The organism is Acinetobacter higginsii (assembly GCF_000369845.1).
Lineage (GTDB): Bacteria > Pseudomonadota > Gammaproteobacteria > Pseudomonadales > Moraxellaceae > Acinetobacter > Acinetobacter higginsii.
Window position 1 is genome coordinate 318,033 of sequence record NZ_KB850211.1, and the last position, 26,795, is coordinate 344,827.

23 protein-coding genes are annotated in these 26,795 nt (G+C 42.1%); 11 read left to right on the forward strand and 12 right to left on the reverse strand.

The features are described 5' to 3' along the window. Positions 1-11: 11 nt before the first annotated feature. From F885_RS18500 to benA, 6 genes are all read right to left on the reverse strand, one after another. A complete protein-coding gene (locus F885_RS18500; protein ID WP_005312581.1) occupies positions 12-1,370 on the reverse strand; it encodes an aromatic acid/H+ symport family MFS transporter in 1,359 nt (452 codons plus the stop codon). 480 nt (positions 1,371-1,850) lie between these two features. After that, entirely contained in the window at positions 1,851-3,044 is a 1,194-nt protein-coding gene (gene benE, locus F885_RS18495; RefSeq protein ID WP_005312585.1) for a benzoate/H(+) symporter BenE, read from the reverse strand. A gap of 57 nt (positions 3,045-3,101) precedes the next feature. After that, a complete protein-coding gene (benD, locus tag F885_RS18490) occupies positions 3,102-3,887 on the reverse strand; it encodes a benzoate diol dehydrogenase BenD (RefSeq protein WP_005312587.1) in 786 nt (261 codons plus the stop codon). A 21-nt stretch (positions 3,888-3,908) separates the two neighbouring features. Beyond that, complete coding sequence (benC, locus tag F885_RS18485; protein WP_005312590.1) at positions 3,909-4,925, reverse strand: benzoate 1,2-dioxygenase electron transfer component BenC; 1,017 nt, start codon at positions 4,923-4,925, stop codon at positions 3,909-3,911. A gap of 73 nt (positions 4,926-4,998) precedes the next feature. Then, positions 4,999-5,499: a benzoate 1,2-dioxygenase small subunit gene (gene benB / locus F885_RS18480; RefSeq protein WP_005312593.1), complete on the reverse strand. Its 501-nt coding sequence runs from the start codon at positions 5,497-5,499 to the stop codon at positions 4,999-5,001. Further along, on the reverse strand, positions 5,496-6,878 hold the full coding sequence (benA, locus tag F885_RS18475; protein ID WP_005312596.1) for a benzoate 1,2-dioxygenase large subunit: 1,383 nt from the start codon (positions 6,876-6,878) through the stop codon (positions 5,496-5,498). The genes benB and benA overlap by 4 nt, the downstream gene beginning before the upstream one ends. 249 nt (positions 6,879-7,127) lie before the next feature. On the opposite strand from benA, the gene F885_RS18470 reads away from it, so the two are divergent. Continuing rightward, the gene (locus F885_RS18470; protein ID WP_004655319.1) at positions 7,128-8,087 is read left to right on the forward strand and encodes a LysR family transcriptional regulator; all 960 of its coding nucleotides are present in this window, start codon (positions 7,128-7,130) and stop codon (positions 8,085-8,087) included. Positions 8,088-8,165: 78 nt separating this feature from the next. On the opposite strand, the gene F885_RS18465 is transcribed toward F885_RS18470, so the two are convergent. Next, on the reverse strand, positions 8,166-8,741 hold the full coding sequence (locus F885_RS18465; protein ID WP_005312598.1) for a peroxiredoxin: 576 nt from the start codon (positions 8,739-8,741) through the stop codon (positions 8,166-8,168). Positions 8,742-8,875: 134 nt separating this feature from the next. On the opposite strand from F885_RS18465, the gene F885_RS18460 reads away from it, so the two are divergent. From F885_RS18460 to F885_RS18430, 7 genes are all read left to right on the forward strand, one after another. Continuing rightward, positions 8,876-9,205, forward strand: coding sequence for a DUF6176 family protein (locus F885_RS18460; RefSeq protein ID WP_005312601.1), 330 nt, complete (start codon positions 8,876-8,878; stop codon positions 9,203-9,205). Positions 9,206-9,247: 42 nt separating this feature from the next. Next, positions 9,248-9,970: an alpha/beta hydrolase family protein gene (locus F885_RS18455; RefSeq protein WP_005312602.1), complete on the forward strand. Its 723-nt coding sequence runs from the start codon at positions 9,248-9,250 to the stop codon at positions 9,968-9,970. 330 nt (positions 9,971-10,300) lie between these two features. Beyond that, positions 10,301-11,596: an adenosylmethionine--8-amino-7-oxononanoate transaminase gene (gene bioA / locus F885_RS18450; RefSeq protein ID WP_005312605.1), complete on the forward strand. Its 1,296-nt coding sequence runs from the start codon at positions 10,301-10,303 to the stop codon at positions 11,594-11,596. Continuing rightward, the gene (locus F885_RS18445; RefSeq protein ID WP_005312608.1) at positions 11,583-12,737 is read left to right on the forward strand and encodes an 8-amino-7-oxononanoate synthase; all 1,155 of its coding nucleotides are present in this window, start codon (positions 11,583-11,585) and stop codon (positions 12,735-12,737) included. Before bioA ends, F885_RS18445 begins: the two co-directional genes overlap by 14 nt. Beyond that, positions 12,734-13,522: a malonyl-ACP O-methyltransferase BioC gene (gene bioC / locus F885_RS18440; RefSeq protein WP_005312611.1), complete on the forward strand. Its 789-nt coding sequence runs from the start codon at positions 12,734-12,736 to the stop codon at positions 13,520-13,522. Before F885_RS18445 ends, bioC begins: the two co-directional genes overlap by 4 nt. Then, positions 13,519-14,160 carry a dethiobiotin synthase gene (gene bioD / locus F885_RS18435; RefSeq protein WP_005312614.1) on the forward strand — a complete coding sequence of 214 codons (642 nt, stop codon included), beginning with the start codon at positions 13,519-13,521 and terminating at the stop codon, positions 14,158-14,160. The genes bioC and bioD overlap by 4 nt, the downstream gene beginning before the upstream one ends. A gap of 235 nt (positions 14,161-14,395) precedes the next feature. Further along, the gene (locus F885_RS18430; RefSeq protein WP_005312617.1) at positions 14,396-15,061 is read left to right on the forward strand and encodes a hypothetical protein; all 666 of its coding nucleotides are present in this window, start codon (positions 14,396-14,398) and stop codon (positions 15,059-15,061) included. 73 nt (positions 15,062-15,134) lie between these two features. Here F885_RS18430 and F885_RS18425 read toward each other — a convergent pair whose 3' ends face one another. From F885_RS18425 to F885_RS18405, 5 genes are all read right to left on the reverse strand, one after another. After that, entirely contained in the window at positions 15,135-15,554 is a 420-nt protein-coding gene (locus F885_RS18425) for an ExbD/TolR family protein (RefSeq protein ID WP_004804909.1), read from the reverse strand. A 14-nt stretch (positions 15,555-15,568) separates the two neighbouring features. After that, positions 15,569-15,997, reverse strand: coding sequence for an ExbD/TolR family protein (locus F885_RS18420; RefSeq protein WP_005312622.1), 429 nt, complete (start codon positions 15,995-15,997; stop codon positions 15,569-15,571). 11 nt (positions 15,998-16,008) lie between these two features. Then, the gene (locus F885_RS18415; protein WP_005312625.1) at positions 16,009-16,884 is read right to left on the reverse strand and encodes a MotA/TolQ/ExbB proton channel family protein; all 876 of its coding nucleotides are present in this window, start codon (positions 16,882-16,884) and stop codon (positions 16,009-16,011) included. A 40-nt stretch (positions 16,885-16,924) separates the two neighbouring features. Then, the gene (locus F885_RS18410) at positions 16,925-17,638 is read right to left on the reverse strand and encodes a TonB family protein (RefSeq protein ID WP_005312628.1); all 714 of its coding nucleotides are present in this window, start codon (positions 17,636-17,638) and stop codon (positions 16,925-16,927) included. A gap of 153 nt (positions 17,639-17,791) precedes the next feature. Next, entirely contained in the window at positions 17,792-20,476 is a 2,685-nt protein-coding gene (locus F885_RS18405) for a TonB-dependent receptor (RefSeq protein ID WP_005312631.1), read from the reverse strand. A gap of 658 nt (positions 20,477-21,134) precedes the next feature. Here F885_RS18405 and F885_RS18400 point away from each other — a divergent pair. Genes F885_RS18400 through F885_RS18390 form a run of 3 tightly spaced genes read left to right on the forward strand, consistent with a single transcriptional unit; the run spans position 21,135 to position 26,793 of the window. Next, positions 21,135-22,919, forward strand: a complete 1,785-nt coding sequence (locus tag F885_RS18400; protein WP_005312633.1) for an ABC transporter substrate-binding protein — start codon at positions 21,135-21,137, stop codon at positions 22,917-22,919. Positions 22,920-22,930: 11 nt separating this feature from the next. Beyond that, positions 22,931-24,748 (forward strand): ABC transporter substrate-binding protein, encoded by a 1,818-nt coding sequence (locus F885_RS18395; RefSeq protein WP_005312635.1) that lies wholly within the window; start codon positions 22,931-22,933, stop codon positions 24,746-24,748. Positions 24,749-24,774: 26 nt separating this feature from the next. After that, positions 24,775-26,793 carry a M3 family metallopeptidase gene (locus F885_RS18390; RefSeq protein WP_005312638.1) on the forward strand — a complete coding sequence of 673 codons (2,019 nt, stop codon included), beginning with the start codon at positions 24,775-24,777 and terminating at the stop codon, positions 26,791-26,793. The last annotated feature ends 2 nt before the right edge of the window (positions 26,794-26,795 follow it).

The window sequence follows — 26,795 nt, forward strand, 5'->3', positions numbered from 1 at the left end:
CGCACATGGTTTTATTGCTGTGTCAGTGAAGATTGCGGGTTGAAGCTCGTTGCTGGTTGAGCCGCAACCGAGACTTTTAAATTCACCAAGAAGATGGCGAGTGCCGCGATAATGCCGGGAATCGCGATGGCGAGGAAATTCATTTGATGAGGCAATTCAAAGGTCAGCAGAGCACCAGTGAGGACAGGGCCGATGATGGCACCGATTCGTCCAATACCCGAAGCCCAACCCATACCGGTTGAACGTACTGCAGTTGGGTAGAATTGCGCCACAAAGGTATAGAGCAGAATCTGTGAGCCAATGGTTGCTGCACCTGCAATCGCAATCAGGCTGTACAAAATAAATTGTGGGCTATTAAAACCAAGCAAGATCAGGGCAGCCGCGCCGATCACAAACATACTGGTAATCACGGGTTTTAAGTGGAATTTATCCGCTAATGCACCACCGCCAATCGCGCCCACCATACCTCCAATATTCAGTGCAAACAGGAACAGCATACTGGCACCTAAAGAATAACCCGCCTGTAGCATCAGTTTTGGTAACCAACTACCCAATGCATAGACCATCAACAGACACATAAAGAAGGCTACCCAAAACATAAAGGTGCTGAAACTACGACCTTGTTGGAATAGGGCACGAACGGGCGCATCAGTCGTGGTACTTTCATTTAGAACCAGTTCTGAATGATTGCTTAATTCAGTTTCAGGTGCGATTTTAGTGACGATCATTTTGGCTTGATCGTGATGATTCGATTTCACTAAGAAAGCCAATGATTCAGGCAGAAATTTCCAGATTACAGGCAACAGCAATAGCGGAATGCCTGCAATTAAAAACATGATTTGCCAGCCCATGTCTTTGACTAACCATGCGCCCAGTAAGGCAGAGCTCATCCCGCCAATGGCATAGCCACTAAACATCAGTGCGACTAAGGTACTGCGGATTTTTTTTGGTGCATATTCGGTCATCAATGCGACAACGTTTGGCATCACACCACCAATGCCAAGCCCTGCGATAAAACGTAAAATGGCAAATTCAGTGGGGCTTTTTGCAAAAGCACCCAAGAAGGTAAAGCCACTAAATAAAGTGACACAGATCAGAATGGTTTTTTTACGACCCAGTTTGTCTGAAAGCGTGCCAAAAATCATGGCACCGAACATCATCCCGAACAAAGCTGCACTGGCAAGCAATCCCGCTTGCACGGCAGTCAGTGACCATTGCTGCATCAACAAGGGTAGAGCTACCCCGTAAATAACCAGATCATAACCGTCAAAAATAATAATAATGAGACACCAGATTAACACTTTCCAGTGAAATGCCGTAAAACGGGCTTTATCAATAATGTCATTAATATTGACCTTATGTGTATCCATTGCTTCACCTCCAATTTGTGAAGTACCGAGTTATTTTTTATTAAGCTATTTTGTTATTGGGTGAGAGTCAAAAACCTAATTGATATATCTTTATGTCTTTAAGGTATTGTGATTTTATTTATTTAATTAATTGAAATTTATGTATTTATTTTTTTTGATTTAATTCCTTTTTAAATATAGATGAAATATTAAATGGTGAGAATTTTAACTATTTTGTGATGTTTGAATCTTATTTTTTACAATTGAAAAATCACTAAATAAACTTATGGTGTGATTAAAATAAGTCAGGATATTTTATTTTACCTATTGGTTAAAATAATAAAAATAATGATGAGCATTTAATTAAGTTGAATGAGGGGGAGACTTTAGAGTGAAGTTTAAAAAATTGCCTTACTGAATTTTGATTGCTCAGCTTTAGTGAGCAAAGCAGTCTGTTATTCGACAGCAAGGCGGAGAGTCTGGGGAGTTGTTCTCTTTTTATTAAGCGGATTGTGTTGCTGTACGTTGAGTGAGAATGAAATGAGCAATTACCCCAATACAAATGCCCCAAAATACAGAACTTAATCCTAAAAAATGCATGCCTGAAGCTGTGGCCAGAAAGGTAATCAGTGCAGCATCGCGCTGTTGGTCATTTTTCATGGCAACAGCAATATTGGTAGAAATTGCACCCAGTAAGGCCAAACCCGCTAATGCAGCACCCAGTTCTTTGGGCAGTAAGCTAAATAGCATCACAATACTGCCCGCAAACAGTCCGCCGAGAATATAAAAAATCCCATTGGCAATCCCTGCGATATAGCGTTTTTCTTTCAGTTCATGCGCATCTTTACCCATACATAGGGCTGCTGTAATGGACGCGAGGACAATAGTAATACCACCAACACAAGCCACAGCGAGAGAGGCAATACTGGTTGCACTGATAATCGGTTTGGCTGGTGTGTCATAGCCACTGAGTTTCATGATGGCCATACCCGGTAGAAATTGACCTGTTAGACTCACGAGTATCAAGGGCAGTGCCAGATTCAAGGTCGAGTTCCATGTCCATTCAGGGCTGATCCATTGCGGAATGGCAAGGTTAAAACTGACTTCAACAGGATTCATTTTACCCAGAATTAAACTCAATAAAATTCCAGCAGCCAATACCCAAATCATGGTATAGCGAGGCATCAGCCTTTTAGCGATCAAAAACACAATCAACATGCTAAACACAATCAGTGGCATGCTATCTGTGGCTGTAAATAGATTAATGCCGAATTGAAACAAGATGCCTGCCATCATACCTGCGGCAACATCTTGAGGAATCCATTTCAGTAGTTTGTCAAAACAGCCTGTAATCCCGATCAGAAAAATTACAATCGCAGAAGTGATATAGGCTGCGACTGCTTCATTCAGTGAAATATCAGGAAATAACGTGACCAATAAAGCGGTACCAGGTGCAGACCAAGCAGTAATGACGGGGGTTTTATATTTAATTGAGAGATAAATACCTGATACCGCAGCACCAATTGAAATTCCCCAAATCCATGACACCATCATCTCTGTCGAGACATGGGCACGTTGCGCTGCCTGAAAGAAAATAATCAGTGGTCCTGAATAGGAAATCAGAACCGCAAGAAAACCCGCAACTGTGGCTGAAATGGACCAATCTTGTTTTAATGTTTTGAGTAAAGTTGTCATTGGGTGATGGCCTCCATGCACATCCTGTACTTTATCTAAAATGCAAAAAGATCAGGGCTAACCCTGATCTCCACCTCCCACGGGAATGACGCTGCCCGTGATATAGGAGGCATCATCGGATGCAACAAAGACAATCGCTTTGACCTGTTCCTCAATATTGCCATAGCGTCCCATAAAGGTACGGTCTATGGTTTGATCGACGACCTGCTGCATCCAGTCTTTTTCATTTTGACTGAGTGGGTTGCTATTACGCGGTACTTTGCAAGGTGGGGCTTCGGTGCCGCCTGTGGCAATGGCATTGACGCGAATTCCATCTTTGGCATGTTCAAAGGCCAGCGATGCCGTCAGTGCATTAACGCCACCTTTGGCGGCAGAGTAGGGAATACGGTTAATCCCGCGAGTCGCAATCGATGAAACATTGACGATCACACCTGCCTGTTGCTGAATCATTGCAGGCAAGACCGCTCGGCAGCACCATAAAGTTGGAAACAACGAGCGATTCACTTCCTTGATAATTTCCTGTTCAGAGAATTCCTGAAAAGGTTTCATCCAGATTGCGCCGCCAACATTGTTGATCAGCACATCGACTCGACCAAAATGTTCAATGGCTTTGGCAACCACAGTTTGTGCACCTGCAAAGCTTTCCAGATCGGCTTGAATGGTCATGGCATCAGCCCCCAAGGCTTTGACTTCGGCTAGTACCTCCTGCACATAATCAGAACGATCGGCCAAGACCAGTTGCGCACCTTCTGCCGCCAGTTGTAGTGCAACCCCACGGCCAATGCCCTGAGCACTGCCTGTGACAATCACCACTTTATGCTTAAATCTTTGAACTTGAGACATGGCTTGATTTTCCTGTAGTTATTAATTCGCAGAGAACTTTTCGAACAGGAAATTGGCAGGCTTGATCTGTTCAGCATCTAACCAGCCACGGACCGCTTCGACCATTGGGACAGGACCACACAGATACACATCAACATCGCCACTGTTTAGCCATTCAGATTCGATATGGCCTGTGACATAGCCTTTACGCGCATGCTGACTGTCAGGATGGGCAACGACTGTCCGATATTCAAACCAAGGGAATTGCGCCTGTAATTCGGCTAATTTCTCCAAAGCCACCAGATCAAAATCGTTGGTCACGCCAAAGACTAAGCGTACAGGTTGGGTTGAACCTTTTTCTTCCAGTACCTGCAACATCGACATAAAAGGAGCAATGCCTGTTCCACCTGCCAGCATCAGCACAGGACGAGTGACATTACGCAGATAGAAACTGCCGAATGGTCCAGTAAAGCTCATCTTGTCACCTGCCTGCGCGGCCTTGCTTAAGAAATCGCTCATTTTGCCATTTGGGACATTACGCACCACAAAGCCAGTTAAACGGTTGCCCGGCTTTGAGCTAAATGAATATGAACGGGTTTCACCTGTTTCAGGAATAGCGACATTGACATACTGTCCTGCAAGGAAATGGATATCGGGCTGACCTTCATCCAGTTGAATATCAAAAGTAATGGTCGAATCAGAAAGATTTTCGACCCGTGCCAATGTGCCTTGGAAAGAATGAATTTCGGTTTTACAGACATCAGATGAAGCCTGAATTTGGAATACAGCATCTGAGCTTGGACGACATTGACACGCCAAAATATAACCTTGTTCTGCTTCTTCTGGGGTAAGGGCGTCTTCGATATAGCTTTCTTCTGGCATGTCATAACTGCCAGATTCGCAGAATGCACGACAAGTACCACAGGCACCGTCACGGCAGTCTAAGGGGATATTAATTTTTTGACGATAAGCTGCATCGGACAGGGTTTCGCCTTGAGCGACACTAATAAAACGTGTCACACCATCTTCAAATTGAAGTGCGATATTGTGGTTTGACATGAGACGTATCCTACAAAATAATTTAAATTTGGGACCCCAACCAACAGTCCATTTGACTGGGGAGACCTATTTTTTACAGGTGGTAGATATCAATCACTTGATTAATATAGTCATTTTTAAGCACCACATATTTGCTCAGGATTTTCGGTTCATCACTCGAACAATCAATGACATAACGTGACATGCCAAAGTAGCTATAGGTGGTTTTATAGCGGAAGCTCAAGGTATTCCAATTGAAGCGAACTGTGAGTTTATCTCCGTCGCGCGCTACGATCTCAACATTGGCAATATTGTGGCAAGTACGGGTATCAGGCATGGTGGCAGAAGAGCGTTCGGTCTTGATACGGAACACACGATCTTCTAAACCTTGGCGATCTGGATAATAAATCAGCGAGATTTCAGCTTGCGGATCTTCAGTCAGTTGATCATTGTCATCCCACGCCGGCATCCAGAAACTGGCTTCAGGCGCATAGCAATTGAGCCAATCATCCCATTGTTCATCATCTAAAAAGCGTGCTTCACGGTAGAGAAATTGGGCAATATTTTCCAAGCTGCTTTGATCTTGAATACTCATGTGTTTTCTCCTTGAGCCGCGATTTGCTTCTCAGCGACAATGGCGTGTTTCATGGTGTGTAGCCAGTATTGATGTTGCGCCAGATAGAGACCTTCATCTTCGGTTTTAATGCCGCTTAACATCGGTTTAAGACCAATTTCATTGGCTGCATCATCGGGACCATAAATCCAGTGTTTTGAACCACGGCACATATCGTTCCATTCCAGCGCGATGCCAGCATAACCTGCCTGACAGGCGCGGAATTCTTCTAGGTCATCGGGTGTGGCCATGCCTGAGGCATTAAAGAAATCTTCATATTGGCGAATACGACGTGCACGTGCTTCTGGGGCTTCGCCTTTTGGCGCAATACAGTAAATCGTCACTTCAGTGCGATCGACTGAGATAGGGCGTAACACTCGAATTTGCGAACCGAACTGATCCATTAAATATACGTTTGGATAGAGGCACAGATTACGCGAGCGTTCGATCATCCATTTCGACATGGCTGCGCCGTATTTCTCGGTATATTCATCTGCTTTCGGGAAGTTTGGGCGATCTTCTGGATTGGCCCATTGCGTCCATAGCAACATATGACCATTTTCAAAGCCATAAGAACCACCCCCTTGCTTGCCCCAAGAACCTGCACTCATGGCACGGATATTATCGGCAGCTTGGGTCTCTTTGCGGTGTTGTGTGGTTGCGGCATAGTTCCAGTGTACCGCTGAAACGTGATAACCATCGGCACCATTTTCAGCAGTGAGTTTCCAATTTCCTTCATAGGTATAAGAGGAGGTACCGCGCAGAACTTCTAAACCATGCTCGGATTGATCAACAATCATGTCGATGATTTTACTGGTTTCCCCCAAGAATTCTTCAAGTGAAGGCACATCTGGATTGAGACTACCAAACAAGAAACCTTTGTAGTTCTCAAACCGTGCGACTTTTTTCAGGTCATGCGAACCGTCTTGGTTAAAGCAATCTGAATAACCTGCTTCACTTGGGTCTTTAACTTTGAGGAGTTTGCCTGAGTTGTTAAAGGTCCAACCATGGAAAGGGCAAGTGTAAGTGGCTTTGTTACCGCGTTTATGACGGCAAAGTTGCGCACCACGATGCGAACAGGCATTGATCATGGCATTCAGCTCGCCGTTACGGTTACGGGCGATAATGACAGGTTGACGACCAATATGAGTGGTGTAGAAATCGTTGTTATTGGGGATTTGGCTTTCATGTGCAAGATAAACCCAATTGCCTTCGAAAATATATTTCATTTCGAGATCAAATAGGGCTTGATCGGTAAATACTGAGCGATGCAGTTTAAATTCACCCGTGTCGATATTATCGACCAGTAATTCATCAATGCGGTCAAGATGGCTGGTATTGATTACAGGAATACGTGGCATGTCCGTTCTCCGACTTTCCAAAACTGTGGAAGTCATCGAGTTGCGCTAAAAGCGTCTCGATATCCTAATAAGTTGAATGTGGCGAGTGTTGTGGCTTGAACCGATAAGGATGAATGTGGGCAGCTGGAATCTAGCGAAAGCGATTCATAACTTCATCGGTTTATCTCTTGTCTATACCTTAAAAGAATGAGTAAACTCTGTCTAAGACCGAATTTATATTTTTATATATCTTAAAGGTATGGAAACCTCATGGAATTACGTCATTTACGGTATTTTGTTGCGGTTGTTGAAGAACAGAGCTTCACCAAGGCCGCAGAAAAACTATTTATTGCTCAACCCCCTTTGAGTCGACAGATTCAAAACTTGGAAAGTGAGTTGGGTATTCAACTGTTTGAGCGCGGTAGCCGACCTCTACAAACCACACCTGCGGGACATTTCTTTTATCAGCATGCGATTAAACTTTTGTCTAATGCTGAAGAAATCAAGAGTATGGCGAAACGGATTGGACTAATTGAACGCAGTGTTACCATTGGTTTTGTCGGATCGCTGCTTTATGGTCTTTTGCCACGGATCATCTATTTATTCAGACAACAGCAGCCGCATCTTAATATTCAACTGGTTGAAATGAGTACCACAGAACAACTGCAAGCTTTAAAGGAAGGACGCATTGATGTGGGCTTTGGACGCTTGAGGATTAGTGATCCTGCGGTCAGACGGATTTTATTGCGGAAGGAGCGATTGGTTGTGGCGGCGCATACCAGTCATCCCATTGCACAGCGGACGGAAGGGGTTTATCTGGCAGATCTAATTGATGAAAAGATGTTTATGTATCCCACTTCGCCGAAGCCTAATTTTTCGACGCAGCTTTTGAATATCTTTGCCGAGCATAGCCTCGTGCCAAAAAATATGCATGAAGTACGGGAAATTCAACTGGCCTTAGGGTTGGTCGCCGCAGGTGAAGGCTTGTGCGTGATTCCTGCCAGTGCCGATACCATTCGTTTTCCACATCTCAATTACATTCCGATTCTGGACAATGGTGCGGTTAGCCCAATCTTTCTGACTGCACGGGCAATGGATCGTAGTGAAGACTTACAACTGTTATTTGATTGTGTTTATCAAGTCTATGATCTGGAAGGCATTCCTTATCAGCGGACTGTGTTTACACTGGATCAGAATCCAATTGATGATTCCAATGGCATTGATTTTTAAACGCGTATAAAAATGCCTAGTCTTTAAAAAACTAGGCAGATGATCAATCCAGAAATTGACTCGAGATATTTGAAGCGATTATTTGCTTTGTAAGGTTTTTAAATCTTTCAACACTTGATCGGCATGAGTTTGAGTATTCACGCTGGTGTAGTGATACATCACCGCGCCTTGAGGATTAATCAAAAAACTCTCACGTTTGGCAATTTTAGTAATACCCAAGTTTCGTACGATGCCAAATTTAGTGGCTAGTTCACCCTGATCATCTGCAAGAATTGGGAACGGTAGGCCAAGTTTTTCTGAGAATTTTTGATGTGATGCAACATCATCCAGACTGACACCCAGTACCACAGCATTTGATTTGGTAAATTGTGGATACAGTGATTTAAATTGATTAGCTTCTTGGGTACAGCCTGCAGTGTTGTCTTTAGGATAGAAATAAAGTACCACCCATTTGCCTTTATATTGATTTAAGGTATGCCATTTGCCAGTTTGATCTTGCAGTTTAAAGTCTGGCGCAGATTGCCCAACCCATTCTTTTTGAGCGGTATCTTGCTTTGAAAATAAGGTACTTTGTGCGCTACTAAGTGTTGGTGAGCTGAGTAAAAAAAGTGAACTACATAAAACGAGAACTTTGGACTTTATCGTATTCATCATGTTGATCTCAAAGTGTAATAGCAGCTACTTTAGCAAATTTAGAGATTGGATGTGGTAGAAAATTCTTTACAGGGTTTTGCTCTGCTTTATATATTTCAATTGAATAGCGATTTAGAAAAAGAAAAGGAAAATCAATGGATGTTGGTGCAGTTCTGATTAAATTAAAAGCAAATAGGCAGGCTGAGGTCGAGGCTTGGCAGCGAGAAATTCAACAACGCAAAGTAGAAGCCATTCAAACACTTCAAGCAGAAGGGGTAACCGTTGAATCTTGGTTTCAACTTGAATTGAATGGCGATCATTATTTGCTCACCTATATGCGTGCTAAAGATATTGCTTATGCACAACAGGCAGCGAGAAAGAGTAGCTTTGAGATTGATCAAGTTCATCAAGAGTTCAAGCTACATTGGGAACAGGTGATTCCAGCGCAGCTTTTGGTAGATTTGGAAAATAATGAGGAGTGTTAATCAGGGTATACTGCATTGAAGTTTTTGGAAATGAGCAAGCACGTGACCTATAAGATTCTACTCATCACGGGATGGGGCGGTGGTGCCGAATTATTAAAACCTTTACATGAGGCTTTAGAACAAAAGGGACATCGCGTTGAGCGGATCAATATCTTTAATGCGCTGGATGATGGGATATTGCAACAGCAGGTTGAACAGGCAGTGAAGTTTGATGTGATCATTGGATGGTCGCTTGGTGGACAACTGGCAACCTTGCTGGTCGATCAAATTCAACAACAATATGCTGAACAGAAAGTTTTAATCACGTTAGCATCGAATCCATGTTTTGTGGCTCAAGCAGATTGGACGACTGCCATGCCGGTTGAAACCTTTATGCAGTTCAAGCAGTCATTTGAACAGGATGCAATTACCACGCTAAAACGGTTTGGTTTATTGGTGTGTCAGGGAGCAAGTTCGGCAAAGAAAGATTTCGTAGCTATGCAGAAATTGATTCGTCCACAACCGATTGCATTGCTTCGGGACGGATTACAGTTGTTGGAGCAATTAAACTTGGTTGAGTTGTATAAAAATTATCAGGGTAGGCAATTGCATGTCTTTGCAGAGCATGATGCTTTAGTTCCTTACCAAGTTGTGCAAAAAACTAAAGATTTAGCTGCAAAGAATTTTTCTGTGGTTTCTGTGGAAGGGGCTTCACACGGTTTTCCGTGCTTTATGGTTGAGCAGACTGTGCAAATAATTGAAGATTTTATTCAACAGACGGTTTAATCTTGCTTGAATTGAAAGTTCTCGCAATATATTTTAGATTTTGACACGTTTAAGATGTTCACAAGTTCTTCTGTATGAATTTTCCAAAAAATTGATACTCGGTAAGGTCATCCACAACCTGCGTGGTTATCGTAAAAGTGATGAAGATGGATGAGTAGATATATTTGGATGGGATCAAGAAGTGAACAGGTTTTGTGGATGACAAATGGTTTTGCCTACTTTTCCCGAAAGAAAAGTAGGTCCAGCTGAAGGCTTATCCTAAAATTGGGTGAGTACTCGGAATGACACTGTACAGCACATCATTAAATATTGAATTTATAGAGGTAAAGGATGACAGACCCATTTGATTTAGAACATATATGGCATCCCTATACTTCGATGTTAAATCCACTGCCAACCTTTAAAGTCAAACGTGCTTATGGCGCAACCATCGAACTGGAAGATGGTCGAGCTTTGGTTGATGGCATGTCGTCATGGTGGTGTGCGATTCATGGCTATAACCATCCTGAACTCAACCAAGCGGTTACAGATCAATTGCAGAATATGGCACATATTATGTTTGGCGGTCTGACCCATGAACCTGCAATTGAATTAGGCAAATTATTATTAAAAATCACGCCGCCGAATTTAGATAAGATTTTCTACGCAGACTCAGGTTCGGTTGCCGTAGAAGTAGCGTTAAAAATGGCAGTTCAATATTGGGCTGCATTAAACAAACCAGAAAAAACTAATTTTATTACCACCCGTTCTGGCTATCATGGCGATACCTGGAATGCGATGTCTGTCTGTGACCCAGTCACGGGGATGCATCAAATTTTTGGTACAAGTTTACCGAATCGAATTTTTGTACCCGCGCCACAAAGCCGTTTTGATGGCGAATGGAATCCGCAAGATATTCAGCAACTCAAACTGCAGATTGAACAACATCATCACAGTATTGCCGCACTGATTATCGAGCCGATTGTACAAGGTGCGGGAGGGATGCGTTTTTATCATCCTGAATATTTACGTCAGGCCAAAGCTTTATGTGAGCAATACAATTTATTGCTGATCTTTGATGAGATTGCCACGGGTTTTGGACGTACAGGCAAAATGTTTGCATGGGAACACGTGCAGGTCGAACCCGATATTATGTGTATTGGTAAGGGCTTAACAGGTGGTTATATGACACTGTCTGCGACCTTGACCACCAAGCAAGTGGCTGAAAGCATTAGTCGTGGTGAAGCGGGCGTGTTTATGCATGGCCCAACCTTTATGGCGAATCCACTGGCCTGTGCGGTTGCTTTAAGAAGCACCCAATTATTGGTGGAACAGGATTGGCAAGCCAATATTCAACGAATTGAAAAGATTCTGACTGAACAGTTAACCGATTTAGCCCAGCTTGACCACGTTGCGGATGTACGGGTTTTAGGGGCGATTGGCGTGGTTGAATTAACCACCAATGTTGATATGAAAACCTTACAGCAACAGTTTGTTGAACGGGGGATTTGGGTACGACCATTTGGAAAATTGGTCTACGTGATGCCGCCGTATGTGATTAGCGATGATGAACTCCATTATTTATTAGCACAGATGAGTGAAGTGGTAAAAAATATGCAAGGAGTAAATGCCAATGTCCTTGCTTGATCATTATGCCGAGCAGCTTGACTTACTTAAGCAACAGGGTAATTTCCGTAAATTCACTGCAAATGAGCAATCTGGACGATGGATCACGATTCAAGATCGAACCATGTTGAATCTCGCATCCAACGATTATTTAGGTTTGGCAGCTGATTTGCATTTAAGAGAAGAATTTCTTGATACGCTGAAAATTGAACGGGCGCTCTTTAGTTCATCTTCTTCACGCTTGCTCACGGGTAATTTTGCAGAATATGAGCAGTTTGAAAATAGCCTAAGCAAAGCTTTTGGTCGTGCTGCCTTACTCTTTAATAGCGGTTACCACATGAATATCGGTATTTTGCCAGCCTTGTGCAATAGCAAAACCGTGATTCTGGCCGATAAACTGGTACATGCTAGTATGATTGATGGCATTCGGCTTTCGACTGCTCAATATGTACGTTATCGCCATAATGATTTGCAACATCTGGAACAGTTATTGCAAAAGTATCATCAAGATGAGCAAGTTGAACGCATTCTTGTGGTGACCGAAAGTATTTTTAGTATGGATGGGGACGAGACGGATTTAGCTGCATTGGCGCAGTTAAAGCAACGCTTTGCCAAAACCATGTTGTATGTCGATGAAGCACATGCGATTGGCGTCAGGGGTGAGCAAGGTCTGGGTTGTGCTGAACAATATGGGGTGTTGGATCAGATTGATTTCTTGGTGGGTACCTTTGGTAAAGCAATTGCCTCGGTAGGCGGCTATATTATTTGTGATTCAATCATTCGTGATTATCTGATCAATAAAATGCGCCCATTGATTTTTAGTACAGCTTTGCCTCCAATCTCGATGGCATGGTCAGATTTTATTTTTAATAAAGTGCTGAGCATGCAGCAACAGCGTCAGCATCTGGCTGAGATCAGTCAATATTTACAACAGGCTGTGATTGGAAAAGGTTTCTCGAGCCCATCCAGCAGTCATATCATTCCGATTATCTTGGGTGAAAGCCAAGCTGCGATTGAAAAAGCACGCTATGTACAACAACAAGGTTTTTATGCCATGCCAGTACGCCCACCAACAGTGCCACAGAATAGTTCACGCCTGCGTATTTCATTAACTTCTTTGGTGCAAAAAAACGAATTGGAACAATTGGTGGAGTGTTTGTGAGCATCAATAAAGTACTGGTTGCGCAACGTTTTGCCAAAGCAGGGCAAAGCTATGTCGAGCATGCTGTGGTACAGAAACAGATTAGTGCACAGTTATTTGAATATCTTAAAGTGTATTGTCAGCAAAGCTTGAATTCAGTCTTAGAGATTGGTTGTGGTTCAGGCAATCTCACCCATTTAGTTGAGTCCTATTTTCAGGTTGAGCAACTGTTCTTAAATGACTTATATGCAGATGTCGATCAGCATTTTCTAAATTTTAAATCCCCTCAAAATCTCCCCTTTGATAAGGGGAGACCTAAGGTTGATTGGCTGATCGGTGATATTGAACAGCTCACTTTACCGCAGTCTTTAGATGCAGTGATTTCCAGTTCAGCATTACAGTGGATGATTGACTTACCTGCTTTATTGCAGAGGGTTTATGCTGCGTTAAAGCCGAATGCGTACTTCGGATTTTCCACTTTTGGAGCAGATAATCTAACGGAAATTAAACAGCTGACTGGGCAAGGCTTAAATTATGTTGGCTTAGAGTCTTTAAAGCGACAGCTTGAACAGCAAGGCTTTGAAATTCTATTGATACAGCAAGATCATAAGCAGGTTTATTTTGATCATCCAAAATCTGTATTGCAGCATTTAAAAGCCACAGGCGTGACCGCAACAGCTCAATCGCATCGCTGGACCAAGCAATCTTTACAGCAGTTTTATTTAGATTATCAACAGTTTTATGATATGCAGGGTTTTCGCCTGACTTATCATCCGATTTATGTGATCGCGCGGAGAACAGCATGAGTACAACAATTTATTTTGTCAGCGGTATAGATACTGAAATTGGTAAAACTTATGCCACTGGTTATCTTGCCAAGCTTTGGACCGAACAAGGGCAACGTGTGATTACCCAGAAGTTGGTGCAAACAGGGAATGTAGATATCTCCGAAGATATCGAAAAGCATCGTGAAATTATGGGCAGTGGTTGGTTCAAGGAAGATCATGAAAAGCTGACCATGCCTGAAATTTTTACCTATCCTGCCTCGCCCCATTTAGCTACACGTTTGGATGGACGTGATCTGGATTTTGCCAAGATCGAAGCCGCAACCAAAGAGTTGGCGCAGCGGTTTGAGGTGGTGTTATTAGAAGGTGCTGGTGGATTGATGGTGCCTTTAACCACAGAATTGTTGACCATTGATTATATCGCTCAGCATCAATTCCCTGTGATTTTGGTCACTTCTGGGCGTTTAGGCAGTATTAATCATACCTTATTGAGTTTGGAAGCTTTAAAGCAGCGTGGTTTGAGTTTGCATGCTTTGGTGTATAACTTAAAGGATGAGTCGAAAGACCCACTTATTTCGAAAGATACTGCAGATTATTTAAAAGCTTATTTGGCAAAGCATTTTCCCGATGCACAATGGATTGAGTTGGAAAAATTCTAATTTAATTCATTAAATTTATAATCTTATTCAATAGGGGAACCACAGCGTCTTCCCGAGTTTTCTCAAATGAATACCACATTGTCTTACTTTTCAGGGATGAAAAGTAACAAAAATCCTTTGTAGGGCTGACGGTATATCCTTATACCGCAGCCCTACTGGGCGGCATCCATGCCGCCGTCACGATAGCTAATAGATTTTGGAAGCCATTTAACTAATAAATTTAAGGTGACTAACAATGAATAAAAAGAATTTTATTTTTATAACCCTCTGGCTGTCAGGTCTAATTTCGACAACTCATGCTGCCATACCTAATGATAAAACCATCATTAGTTGGATCACTAATTTACAAGATTCAAATGCCAATCCACCTCAAGCCATTCAGATTGACTCGACTGAAACAGTAAAATTGATCTCGGGAGAAGAAGCCTATTTATCTGGTGTGAGTTTTGAAAATGCGGGGCGTAACTTTTGGGCAGGCTATGTCTTAACCCGTCCAAAATTAAAACAGGCTCTGATATTAAAAGAGTTTGGTGGCCAATCAAATAGCTTTAAAGTGCATCCAACCGTTTATAAAGGTAAACCGATTCAACTGATCGAAATTGAAAGCGCAGGTTCAGGACAGGGCACAGTCGAGTCGAGTAAAAGCCTAGTTTATTTCACTCAGTGGACAAGTAAACTGATTACCGAGGTAGAGGAGTCTTCATATGATGGACGCTATGATGAAAAATTAGGGGCAGAAGACTGTCGTACCGGTCGAGATAATTCAGGCTATTTAAATGTGATGCCTTATTCCCCTTATGTCATTCGAACCACCGTGACAGGGAATGCCTGTAATAACAAACCACAAGGCTATAAGGTGAGTAGTAAACTTATTCCGATTATGATCAGTGAAATAAAATAAAAAAAGCTAACAAGCGAACTTGTTAGCGCAGGAGTAATGTTTAATTATTTTATTAATTTTTTGTTTTTATTATTTAGTTATTACTGACGATACCGATTTTGGTGACATTGCTCTGTTGAGCGAGTGCCATCACCATCGCAATATTTTTATATTCCGCCTGAGCATCAGGCTTAAATTTAATTTGATCCTGATCAGCTTTTTGAGCAACCGAATCAAACAGGGCTTTTAAGGCTGAACGATCAGCAACCGCTTGATCATTCCAAAAAATATGCCCTTGTGCATCGACCCGTAAATTAATAGTTTCTGGTGGCTTCTGATCTGTTGGCGGTGGTGGTGTGCCATTTGGCAAATTAATGTTAATGGCGTTGTTTGGAATTGGGATGGTGATAATGAACATAATCAGCAGCACCAACATGACATCAATCAGCGGTGTCATGTTGACGTCAAGCATCACATCTTCTTCATCATTTTTTGAACCCACATTCATACCCATGTGTGATTCTCCTATTATGGTGTAGAAGCAGGGGGAGCCGTAACAAAAGCGATTTTGCCAATCCCTGCTTGCTGTGTTGTGCTGATCACCTGATCTATCGCTTCATAATGTGTCTGTTGATCGCCACGAATATGAACCTCAGGCTGCGGACGTTTTTGCGCTTCAGCTTGTAAACGGGCAAGTAAAGTTTCTTTATTTGCAACGTGTTGTTCATTCCAGAAAATATCCCCCGTTTTATTGACGGAAAGCTGGATATTTTGTGGTGTGGTGGCATAAGGTGTATTTTTTTCTTCAGGTAGTTTTACCGGAACAGTGTGTGTGACCACTGGAACTGTGATTAAAAAGATAATCAGCAGTACCAGCATGATGTCGACCAGTGGGGTGGTATTAATTGTTCCGATCACATCATCGTCACTTTGATCTGAATTAATCATCATGCCCATAATGGTGTTCCTTATTTAGAATCACGGTTTGGGTGATTACTGTTTAAGTCACCGCTGAGGAGTACGGCATGTAGGTCTGAACCAAATGAACGGACATTGTCCATCACCGCTTTATTCCGACGGGTTAACCAGTTATAACCAAGTACAGCAGGAACCGCGACTGCAAGGCCAATTGCGGTCATAATCAGTGCTTCACCCACAGGTCCAGCAACTTTATCAATTGATGCTTGGCCTGAAATACCGATTGCAGTAAGCGCGTGATAAATCCCCCAAACTGTTCCAAATAAGCCGACAAATGGTGCGGTTGAACCCACAGTGGCAAGGAAGGCTAGGCCATTACTGAGATGACTTTGCACTTTTTCGATTGCACGTTGGATTGAAATGGTCACCCATGTGTTGAAATCAATACGTTCTAATAAGGTGCCATCGTGATGTTTGGTTGAGCGAATGCCTTTTTCAGCAATATAACGGTAGCTACTATTGCTATTTAAACTTTCTGCAGCGCTATTTAAAGACTCCGCTTCCCAAAAATGGCGTTCAGCTTCTGTGCCATGGCGTTTAATTTTACTTTGTTGGAACACTTTCGACAGAATGATGTACCACGTTCCAATCGACATTAGTACCAAGATAAATAATGTTGATTTTGCGACCAAGTCACCTTCGCGCCATAGGGCTTCTAAACCATAAGGGTTATGTACTTTTTCAACGGTTGCAGGTAAGGGGGGCGGGGTTGGTGTGGCTTGTGCTGCGGCATCAGTTGCTACCGTCGTTACGGCTGTGGTTTGCGTGGTTTCATCCGCCCACACGGTTGCAACTGGAAGTAAGGTCGTTCCTGCGATGAGGCCAATTGCTGCGATTCGAGAAATACGTTTTGCTGTGTTTGTCATCTTTAAATTCTCCAAAAACTTGTTTGTTCAATGTATTTAATTAGGAAATCGTGAATGGATATTCGATTTCGTACCATTCTTGTTGTGGTACACCGTCTTTCATTGCAGGTTTAAATGTGCACAGGCTATAGGCTTTGACAGCTGCTTTATCTAGGCTTTTACTACCACTCGATTTTTTAACTTTTGAGTCGATCACTTTGCCTGAACCATCAACCAGCACACGAATACGTACCGTACCTTCTTCTTCATTCATCAAGGCTTCACGAGGGTATTCTGGTTTTTGACATCCCGCTTCTCCTTCAGAAACACCGTGTGAAATTCCTGCGGGTTTTGCTGGAGTCGCAGGTGCGGCTGGTGCTGTTGGAGCAGCAACAGGGCTCGGACTTGCTGCAGCAGGCGTAGGTGTTGGTGTCGCAACAGCCGTTTTGGTCGGTTGAGCAGGTGCTGGTTTTTGCACAGGTGTGACTTTCTCCACCTGTTTAGGTGGGTCAGGCATCTTGGCTACTTTTTCGACCATTTTTGGTGGCTCGGGTGGCTTTTCTTTAGGTTTTGGTTCCTCTGGTTTTGGAGGCGGTGGTGGTTTGATGTCCTGAATAATCTGTAGTTCTACAGGCTTATCGACAGGCTTGCTAAAGTCGGTCGCTAAACTTGTCATCAGAATATAGGCGATAATGAGATGTAGAAATAACACCAGACCAATACCGACAAGGCGTTTGGCAGGTTGATTTTCACTCTCAGAAAAGGGGATGCCCATAGATACTCCTGAAATTGTAATCAATAATTCATATCCATTCGTGGCGGCTTATATCGATTTAGACTGACAACAACCGCTTGGAATGTGATGAATCAGAGGATTACGGTGAACCACTACGACAGAAGGAACATCATGTCGTAGTGGCGAAACACATTAAAATTTATAGGTGCCGCGAACGAAATAGCTACGACCAACAGCATCTGCATAACGCGGGTCATAACCCATTTGGAAGTTATCGACGACATTTGAAGCCGGTGGTTCAGCATCAAACATATTTTTAAGACCAAGTGTGAGTTCTAGGTTCTTGAAACCTTTATAAGTGCCTGAAAGGTTATAAGTGGTATAGTCGCCTACAGAATGGTCTTGCCCATTAGAGTTTTGGTCTTTATAACCTTTAGAGAAGTTTTGCTGTAAGTTGAGTGCCCAGTTCTCATAGCGCCAATCTAAATTAGCTGTATGTTTCCAGCGTAAAACGATTGCCTGATAATCCAAGCCTGCATAGCTTCCAGCAACACCAACCCATGGCATGCCTTTGTTTTCTTGGTATTGGTAATCTGTTACATAAGTACCATCAATACTGAGACCAAATTGGCCTGTGCTGGTCATTGGAGAGCGCCAAGCTGCACCGACATCAAATCCTGAGGTTTTGATACCACCTAAATTTTGATTGGTTGTATTGATATAGTTCAGCGAGCCATCTGCATTACGGATGAATTTATCTGCATATTTCACTGGGTCAGCAAAAATGGCAGTCTCTGAAATGGTGGTAATCTGATTTTTGACTTTGATATCGAAATAATCGAGCGTGAAGACCAAGTTTTTGATGGGCTCAAATACCACACCAGCGGTAAATGAATCTGATTTTTCAGGCTCTAGGTTTTGGTTACCACCATTTTGTCGATCAAATTGCATACCACAGTCACGTGCAGGTAATGCACCCGCTGCTGGAACACCACCAGGGCAAAGTAGCGGATCATTATACGTTGCAGCTGTATTGGTGACGGATTTAGGTGAATGCATTTCTTGTAATGTCGGTGCTCTAAAACCTTTGGTATAGCTGGTTCTAAACATGACCTGTTTAATTGGTTCCCAACGAAGGGAGAATTTGGGATTAAAGGTATCACCAAAATCACTGTAATCATCGTATCGAGCTGCAAGCTGAGCTTCTAAAGTCTTATGCAAAGGGATATGTAATTCTGTGAAAACAGCTTTGATATTGCGTGAACCTTCATTTACGGGTTCATTTGGATCGACTCCTGTACTTGGTGCAACACTTGCAATTTCAGCCAGTGTCTTCGATTGCCAATCATCACGGCGATAACTTGCACCAACAGCAAAACCGACATCACCAGCTGGTAATGTATAGATCGGGCGGCTTGCAGTGAAATCGACTGTGGTTGAGTCTAATTTAGCATCTAGATATTTACCTTTAACGCTTAAGCCATTCCATACATCACCATCGGCTGAGCTTTGTGCACCAAAGGGATTGAGAGTGCCATCTAATAATGCTGCAGCGGTTTTATTGTAATTAAGATAACCATTTAGAACGTTATCGGCAGCATTACTACGGGCATAGGTTAGGCCAGTATTAATATCCCAACCATACGCATCACCTTCAAGACCAGCAAAAATCCGGTGTGAATCATTTACGCTATTGCTGATACGATTACCTGCTTGTGAACGTAAATATAATTCTAGCGGGCCACTGACATTATCCATGGCAGGTGTAATACCATTCCCAGGATAATATTTGCTTGATGGGTTCATCGGTAAGTCAAAAAATACGTCAGGCGCAACGGATGTAGTCACTTCACTACGTGCGTAAACGTACTCACCAATCGCATTGAAATGATCATTAATTTTTGCGGTTACACGACCCATGACAGAAACGTCTTCTGTTTTAGGAATAATGCCAATCACAGCTTGACTGTTATAACGGCAGGTCACTCCATCATTACTGAAGAATAGCGGATTATCGCCACATCCTGTTTTGGCATAAGGACTGCCGAATGTACCTGTCTCTGTATCGTATAAATTTGCTGGGAAAGAACCACTACTGGTTCGATTGACACCTAATTCGGGTAATACACCCCCACGACGGCTGACCTTGCGGTCTTTTGCCATGACTTCATCACCACGTCGATAATCAACAACCCCGAAAACATTGAATCCATTTTCTTCTAAATCACCATAACCACCAAAAATGGAATAGTTTTGTTGCTCGCCACCTGTTTGTTCTGGTTTTTGATAGTCGGCACTGAAATTTAAACCGCTAAATTGTTTTTTAGTAATAAAGTTGACTACACCGCCAATCGCATCGGTACCATAGATCGCTGATGCACCATCTTTCAGCACTTCAATACGATCAAGCATCGCCAGTGGAATGATATTTAAATTGGTCACACCGCTGTCATAGGCATTGGCTGCCAAACGACGACCATTGAGCAAAACCAAGGTCTTGTTGGCACCAATTCCCCTTAAATTTGCAGCAGATCCCTGTGTTTTACTGGTTCCTACATTTGAAGCCGTGACAAAATTTGATTGATTGGCTGTAATTTTTGAGAGTGCTTCTTCGGTTGTTGTGACCCCTTGTTTTAGAATTTCATCCACTTTGACAATGGTAATCGGTGAAGCACTCTGTGCTGCAACGCCTTTGATGGATGAACCTGTAACCGCAACTTTTACGACTTTGGCTGCTTTTTCCTCGGATGGTGATTCTGCCTCTGCAGCGTGAGCCATGGTTAAACACAACATACTTAAACTAAGCGTACTGAGTTTGAGTATGGTTTTGCCCGCTTTTGGCAGAGCACTTGGTTGAGCGAAGTTGGCTTTTTTCATTGATTATTTAACCCCTAATGGATTGCCACTCTAAAAATTCAATAAATCCGTTTTAGCAAGAGCTGTGCCAAACCCTATTTTTAGATTTCGCTTAATGTAGAATAAAATGTGTAAAAGTGTTTTAGTTTTTATATATAAGCTTTTCATATTTTTACTAAATATTAAAAATATTGAAATAATTTTAAATGTGGATTGGTTAACATAAAGTTCCAAATAAGGTATGTTTTTGTAATGCATTAAAATGAATCATAAAGTTTTATTTTTGCTTTTTTGTGGTGCAAATCATCTTTTGTTGTTATAAAACATATGGTTTATTATTTTTATTTCATTGAAATGGAAAATAATATATAAAAATATGATTTGGCATAAAGTTACTTTTATTTAAGATGCGTGAAAACTAGATCTGCTAAGAATACGTTTTGATTAAAAAATAAACATAATTTTTTTATTTGAAAAGTGGCATGAAATTAGCAAGGTAATTTTCAATCTTTAAGGGGTTTTTCTTTTAACTTAATTTTTCCAACTGGTAAAACATCATTAAATAAATGATTTTTTAATAAAAAGTTGGAATGAGACACGCTGAAAGGGAAACGGTTGTAGTGTTGAATGCTATGCAAAAGTCTAGTATTTATTAAAAAACGATGATGTGAGCACTGATTTGAAGTCAACTTTTTTTACGGTCACTGTATTATCAACCGTTATTGCATTTATGCCGATGGGGTATGCAAAAACACCTGCTCAGGCAGATAAAGTACTCCGTGTTGCTTTTGAAGCCCCAGATGATGGTTTTGATATGGTTAAAACTTTTAATTTTTACAGCGGAAATGTCGCCGATGTAATTTTTGAAAGATTGCTTCAATACGATTATCTCGCTAACCCAGTAAAATTGGTTCCATCTACAGCAGAAAGCCTACCTGTGATTGAAAAAAATGGTCAGGTTTATATATTTAAAATAAAGCCAGGGATTTATTTTACCGATGATCCTGCATTTAAAGGTAAACGCAGAGAGCTGGTTGCAGAGGATTATGTCTATTCCATTAAGCGGATATTAGATCCTAAAAATCATGCCTCAGCATTTTCTTTTATTGATAATAAAATTGTGGGTGCAAATGCACTGGTGGACCAAGCCAAAAAAACGGGCACATTTAACTATGATGCCAAGATTGACGGCGTTAAAGCACTGGATAAATATACGATTCAATTTACCCTGACGCAACCTGATTATAATTTCCCTTATATTTTGGCCTATAGCACCTTTGGTGCGACTGCACGGGAAGTGGTTGAATACTATAAAGATCGATTAGCCATGCATCCTGTGGGAACAGGGCCTTATATGCTGAGCAAATATGTACCCCGCAGCAAGATCGAATTAGTTGCAAATCCTGATTATCGCGGTTTTGTCTGGAATTTTAAATCGACAGGCACGGCATGGGATAACCAGCTGGTTAAAGAAATGAGTGGCAAGCAAATGCCGCAAATTGGCAAAGTCAATATTAGCATTATCGAAGAAGAACAATCACGTTGGCTCGCTTTTCAGTCCAAACAACTGGATTTTGATAAGGTCACTTCAAGTGCAATTCCTAAAGTGCTTGATCAAAATAATCAGTTAAAAGCAGAAATGCAAAAGCAGGGTATACGTTTGTATGCCAATAAAGAGGCAGAGATCACCTATTCAATGTTGAATATGCGTGATCCTGTTGTTGGTGGGAATAGCCTCGATAAAATTGCGTTAAGACGTGCCATCGCCATGTCTTTTAATGTCAATGAATATATTCGTATTTTAAGAAAAGGTCAGGCGGTTAAGGCTGAAATGCTGGTACCTGCAGGCATTAATGGTCATAACCCGAATTATCGCAGTAGCATTGGTTACAATCCTGTTTTAGCCAATAAATTACTGGATCATTTCGGCTATAAAAAAGGCCCAGATGGCTATCGTAATCTGCCTAATGGCAAGCCTTTAACCTTAAAAATAAATACCGAGAGTGGGACATCTTCCGTGATGTATTCTGAATTGTGGAAGAAAAATCTAGATGCAATCGGGATTCGGGCAGACTTTAAAGTCAGTAATTTTGCCGATAACTTAAAAGCCGCAACCCAGTGTCAATACATGATGTGGAGTGGCGCATGGCATGCGGATTATCCAGAGGGTGAAAATTTCACGCAATTGCTTTATGGTCCGAATGTGGGTCGTGGTAATCAATCCTGTTATCAGTCAGCTGCTTATGACAATTTATATAAACAGGCGATGCAGCAAGCCCCTGAAAAACGTATGCCATTCTATGAAAAAATGAGTCGCCAAATTGAAGCAGATGGAACGTGGATTTTACAAGATACACGGATTCGGAACTGGTTGATTCAACCTGAGGTGCAGGGCTTTAAAGCTCATCCAATTATGAATACCAATTGGCAATACTTAGATATTGTTTCACCAAATCAAAAATAAGTGATGTGTTTATGATGAAGCAAAATTTTAAACTTTCGATGCAACGGACTAGTCTGGCGCTGTTATTGGGGACAACATTAAGTCTAGGGGTAACGATTACAGAAGCGAAAAGCCCTGCCGATCCAAAAAAAGTCTTACGTTATGCCTTTCCAGTGGCGGAAACGGGATTTGATCCCGTAGCGACACAAGACCTGTATTCGGCTCATGTCTTATATTCTATTTTTGAAACGCTCTATACCTACGATTATTTAGCTTCGCCTGCCAAGTTGGTGCCAAAAACGGCAGTGGCGTTACCTGAAGTGAGTGCGGATGGGTTGACCTATACCATTCGGATTCAGAAAGGGATTTATTTCACACCTGATCCTGCATTTAAAGGCAAGTCACGTGAACTCACCGCTGCTGATTATGCGTATTCATTTAAACGCTTACTTGATCCAAATCTGCATTCTCCTAACAGCTGGTTATTTGAAGATAAAATTGTGGGCATTGAACCGCTTATTCAACAAGCCAGTAAAACAGGAAAGTTTAATTATGATCAGCCGATCGCGGGACTACAAACGCCTGATCGTTATACTTTGGTGATTCGTTTAAAAGAACCGAATCATAATTTTCCGATGCTATTGGCGCATCAACCCACGGGTGCAGTGGCACGTGAAGTGATTGAAAAATATCGTGATAAGGCGGGCTATGTAATGGGACGTCCTGTAGGAACAGGTCCTTATATGCTGTCACATTGGACACCAGGTTCACGGATTATATTGAAGGCAAATCCAGATTATCGTGGTTTTACATGGGACTTTAAGGCCAGCACTCCTGAAGATCAAAAAATCGTACAACAGATGCAAGGCAAAAAAATGCCACAAATCGGTGTGGTCGATATTCAAGTCATTGAAGAATCACAATCGGGTTGGCTGTCATTCCAAAAAGATGGTTTGGATTTATTTACACTTGATGGTGAATTACCTGCGCAGGCTTTGCAATCCGATGGTTCATTAAAACCTGAACTTGCTAAGAAGGGCATCCAACTGTCTCGTATTTCAGATCCTTCGATTGATTATTTGTATTGGAATATCCAAAACCCTGTGGTCGGTGGTTTTAGTAAAGATAAGATTGCATTGCGCCGTGCGATGTCCATGGCAGTTTCTAAAGAAAAATTTATCACGGTCTTGGCCAAAGGCAATGCCCAAAAATTAGAATCACCGATTCCATATGGTGTAGCAGGGCATGATCCAAATTATAAAAGCAGTATTCCTTATTCTGTAAAGGCAGCCAATTTGCTATTGGATCGCTACAACTACAAAGTAGGTAAAGATGGTTGGCGAACTTTACCTGACGGAAAGCCTTTAGTGATTGAATTTATGCCATCGACCAGCAGTGCACGAAGTATGCAAATGGCCGAGTTACTCAAGAAAGATTTAACCAATATTAAAATTAATATGGTATCGAAGCCAGTTCCTTTCGCAGAAGGTTTAAAAGCGGAGAAACAATGTAAAACCATGTTTAAGGCTTCGGCTTGGATTGCAGATTATCCTGACGCAGATAATTTTGTGCAGTTGTTCTATGGCAAAAATATTCATGCAACCAATCATACCTGCTTCAAATTACCTGAATATGACCGTCTCTATGAGCAATCATTGAGACTTGAGGATGGCCCTGAGCGCGATATGCTGTACCGCAAAATGTCACGGTTGTTAGAGTTTTATTCGCCGGTACAATTTATGTCGACGCGTTACCGTACCGTGGTCGCTCAACCACGTGTGATTGGTTATAAAAAACATCCTGTTCTGCCAGCAGAGTGGATGTATATCGATATTCAAGACAAGAAATAACAAACAGATTAAATTGGAGAAAGCGCATGGCGAAAAGAATATTGAAGTTGTCGACACTGGGATTGTTATCGATGGCAGTCACGGGGATGAGTCAAGGCATTTGGGCTGAAAGCACACGAACCACGTTACCGATTTTAAAAAGCAGTGAAAGCGCACAATGGTGCGATGCTAATTTACAGACTTTAAAGCAGCGTATTTCTCAACTGGAAAAACAAGGCATTAAACCGCAATCCGATGCTGCACCTGTGTTGACAGAGTGGGATCAATTAATGGCAACTTTCGAGGATTTTGCTGGGCCGATTAGCCTGTATAGCAATGTTGATCCAGATGCTAAATTACGCCAAGCCGCTGAAGATTGTGAAGTTAAGCTGAATCAACTACAAACCGAAATTTATCAGAATCAGAAGTTATACCAACGTTTTAAAAACACCAAAGCCAACGATGCAATCGATACTAAGTACCGCCAAGATATTCTCGATGCCTTTGAAGATACAGGGGTGCAACTTCCACCCGCAAAAAGAGCACGGGTCAAAACAATTTTTGATGAGTTGACCAAACTTTCGCAAGAATTCTCCCGCAATATTCGTGATAATCCAGAAAAATTAGAATTTACGCCTGCTGAGCTAAAAGGCTTACCAGATAGTTATATTTCAGGCCTAAAGAAAAATGACAAAGGCAATTATTTATTAGGGTTTGAATATCCAGAGTACCAACCGTTTATGGAGTTGGCCGACAGTGATGATGCACGCAAACGTTATCAAACTGCATTTACACGTCGTGGTACAGAAAAGAACTTAGTCTTGCTTAAACAGATTATTGACTTACGTTATGAATTGGCGCAGCTGTTTGGTCAACCAAGCTATGCCGATTGGGCGCTAAAAAAACGTATGGCGAAAACGCCAAAAACGGTTAACACCTTCTTGGCCGATGTACACAACGTTGTTGCACCACTTGAGCAAAAAGAAGTGGAGGAGCTACGTGCATTTAAAGCCAAAACCTTGAACACAACTGTAGAAAAAGCTGAAATTAACCGTTGGAATGTGAACTATTGGAGTGAAAAACTCCGTAAAGACAAATACCAGATAGACCAAGAAAAACTGCGTGATTATTTCCCGACCTTAGCGGCACAAAAGTGGTTATTTGCGATTTCATCTGATCTTTATGGGATTGAATTTAAGCCAGCCAAAGTCGATGCATGGCAAGATGAAGTTGAATATTATGATGTCACTGACAAAAAAACAGGTGAAGTTCTTGGTGGTCTATACATGGATAAATTTCCACGTGAAGGCAAGTATGGGCATGCAGCGGTCTGGGGAGTATATGGTGGCAGTACGCTGAGCAAGCGTAAACCAATTTCAGTGTTGGTCACCAACTTTAACCGCAAAGGTTTAAATAGTGACGAGCTGGAAACCTTTGTACATGAGTTTGGTCATGCCCTACATGGCATTTTATCGAAAACCCGTTATTCGGGACAGTCGGGTACATCGGTAGAGCGCGACTTTGTCGAAGCACCATCACAAATGTATGAAGAGTGGGCGCGTCGTAAGGAAACCTTGTCTAAAGTGGCCGATTATTGTAATCCAGCTTGTCCACGTGTAGACGATGCCCTAATTGCACGCCTTAAATCGGTACATAACTATGGACGTGGTTTGCGTTATGCACGTCAAACCCTATATGCACAATATGACATGGCTTTACACGGTGCGGATGCGCTGAAAGTACAGCCGATGGATGTCTGGAAAAAAATGGAATCGGCAACCGCATTAGGCTATGTACCGAACACCGAGTTCCCTGGACAGTTTGGCCATCTGATGGGTTATCAAGCGGGCTATTATGGCTATATGTGGTCTGAAGTCTTAGCCTTAGATATGTTGTCGGCTTTTGGCGATAACCTGAATAATCCAGAAGTAGGACAACGCTACCGTCAGGCGATTTTGTCACAAGGCAGTCAAAAGAATGCAGCACAACTGGTTAAAGACTTCTTAGGCAGAGAACCAGATAACAAAGCCTTCTTTAATGAAATTACAGGTCAACGGGTCAAATAAGG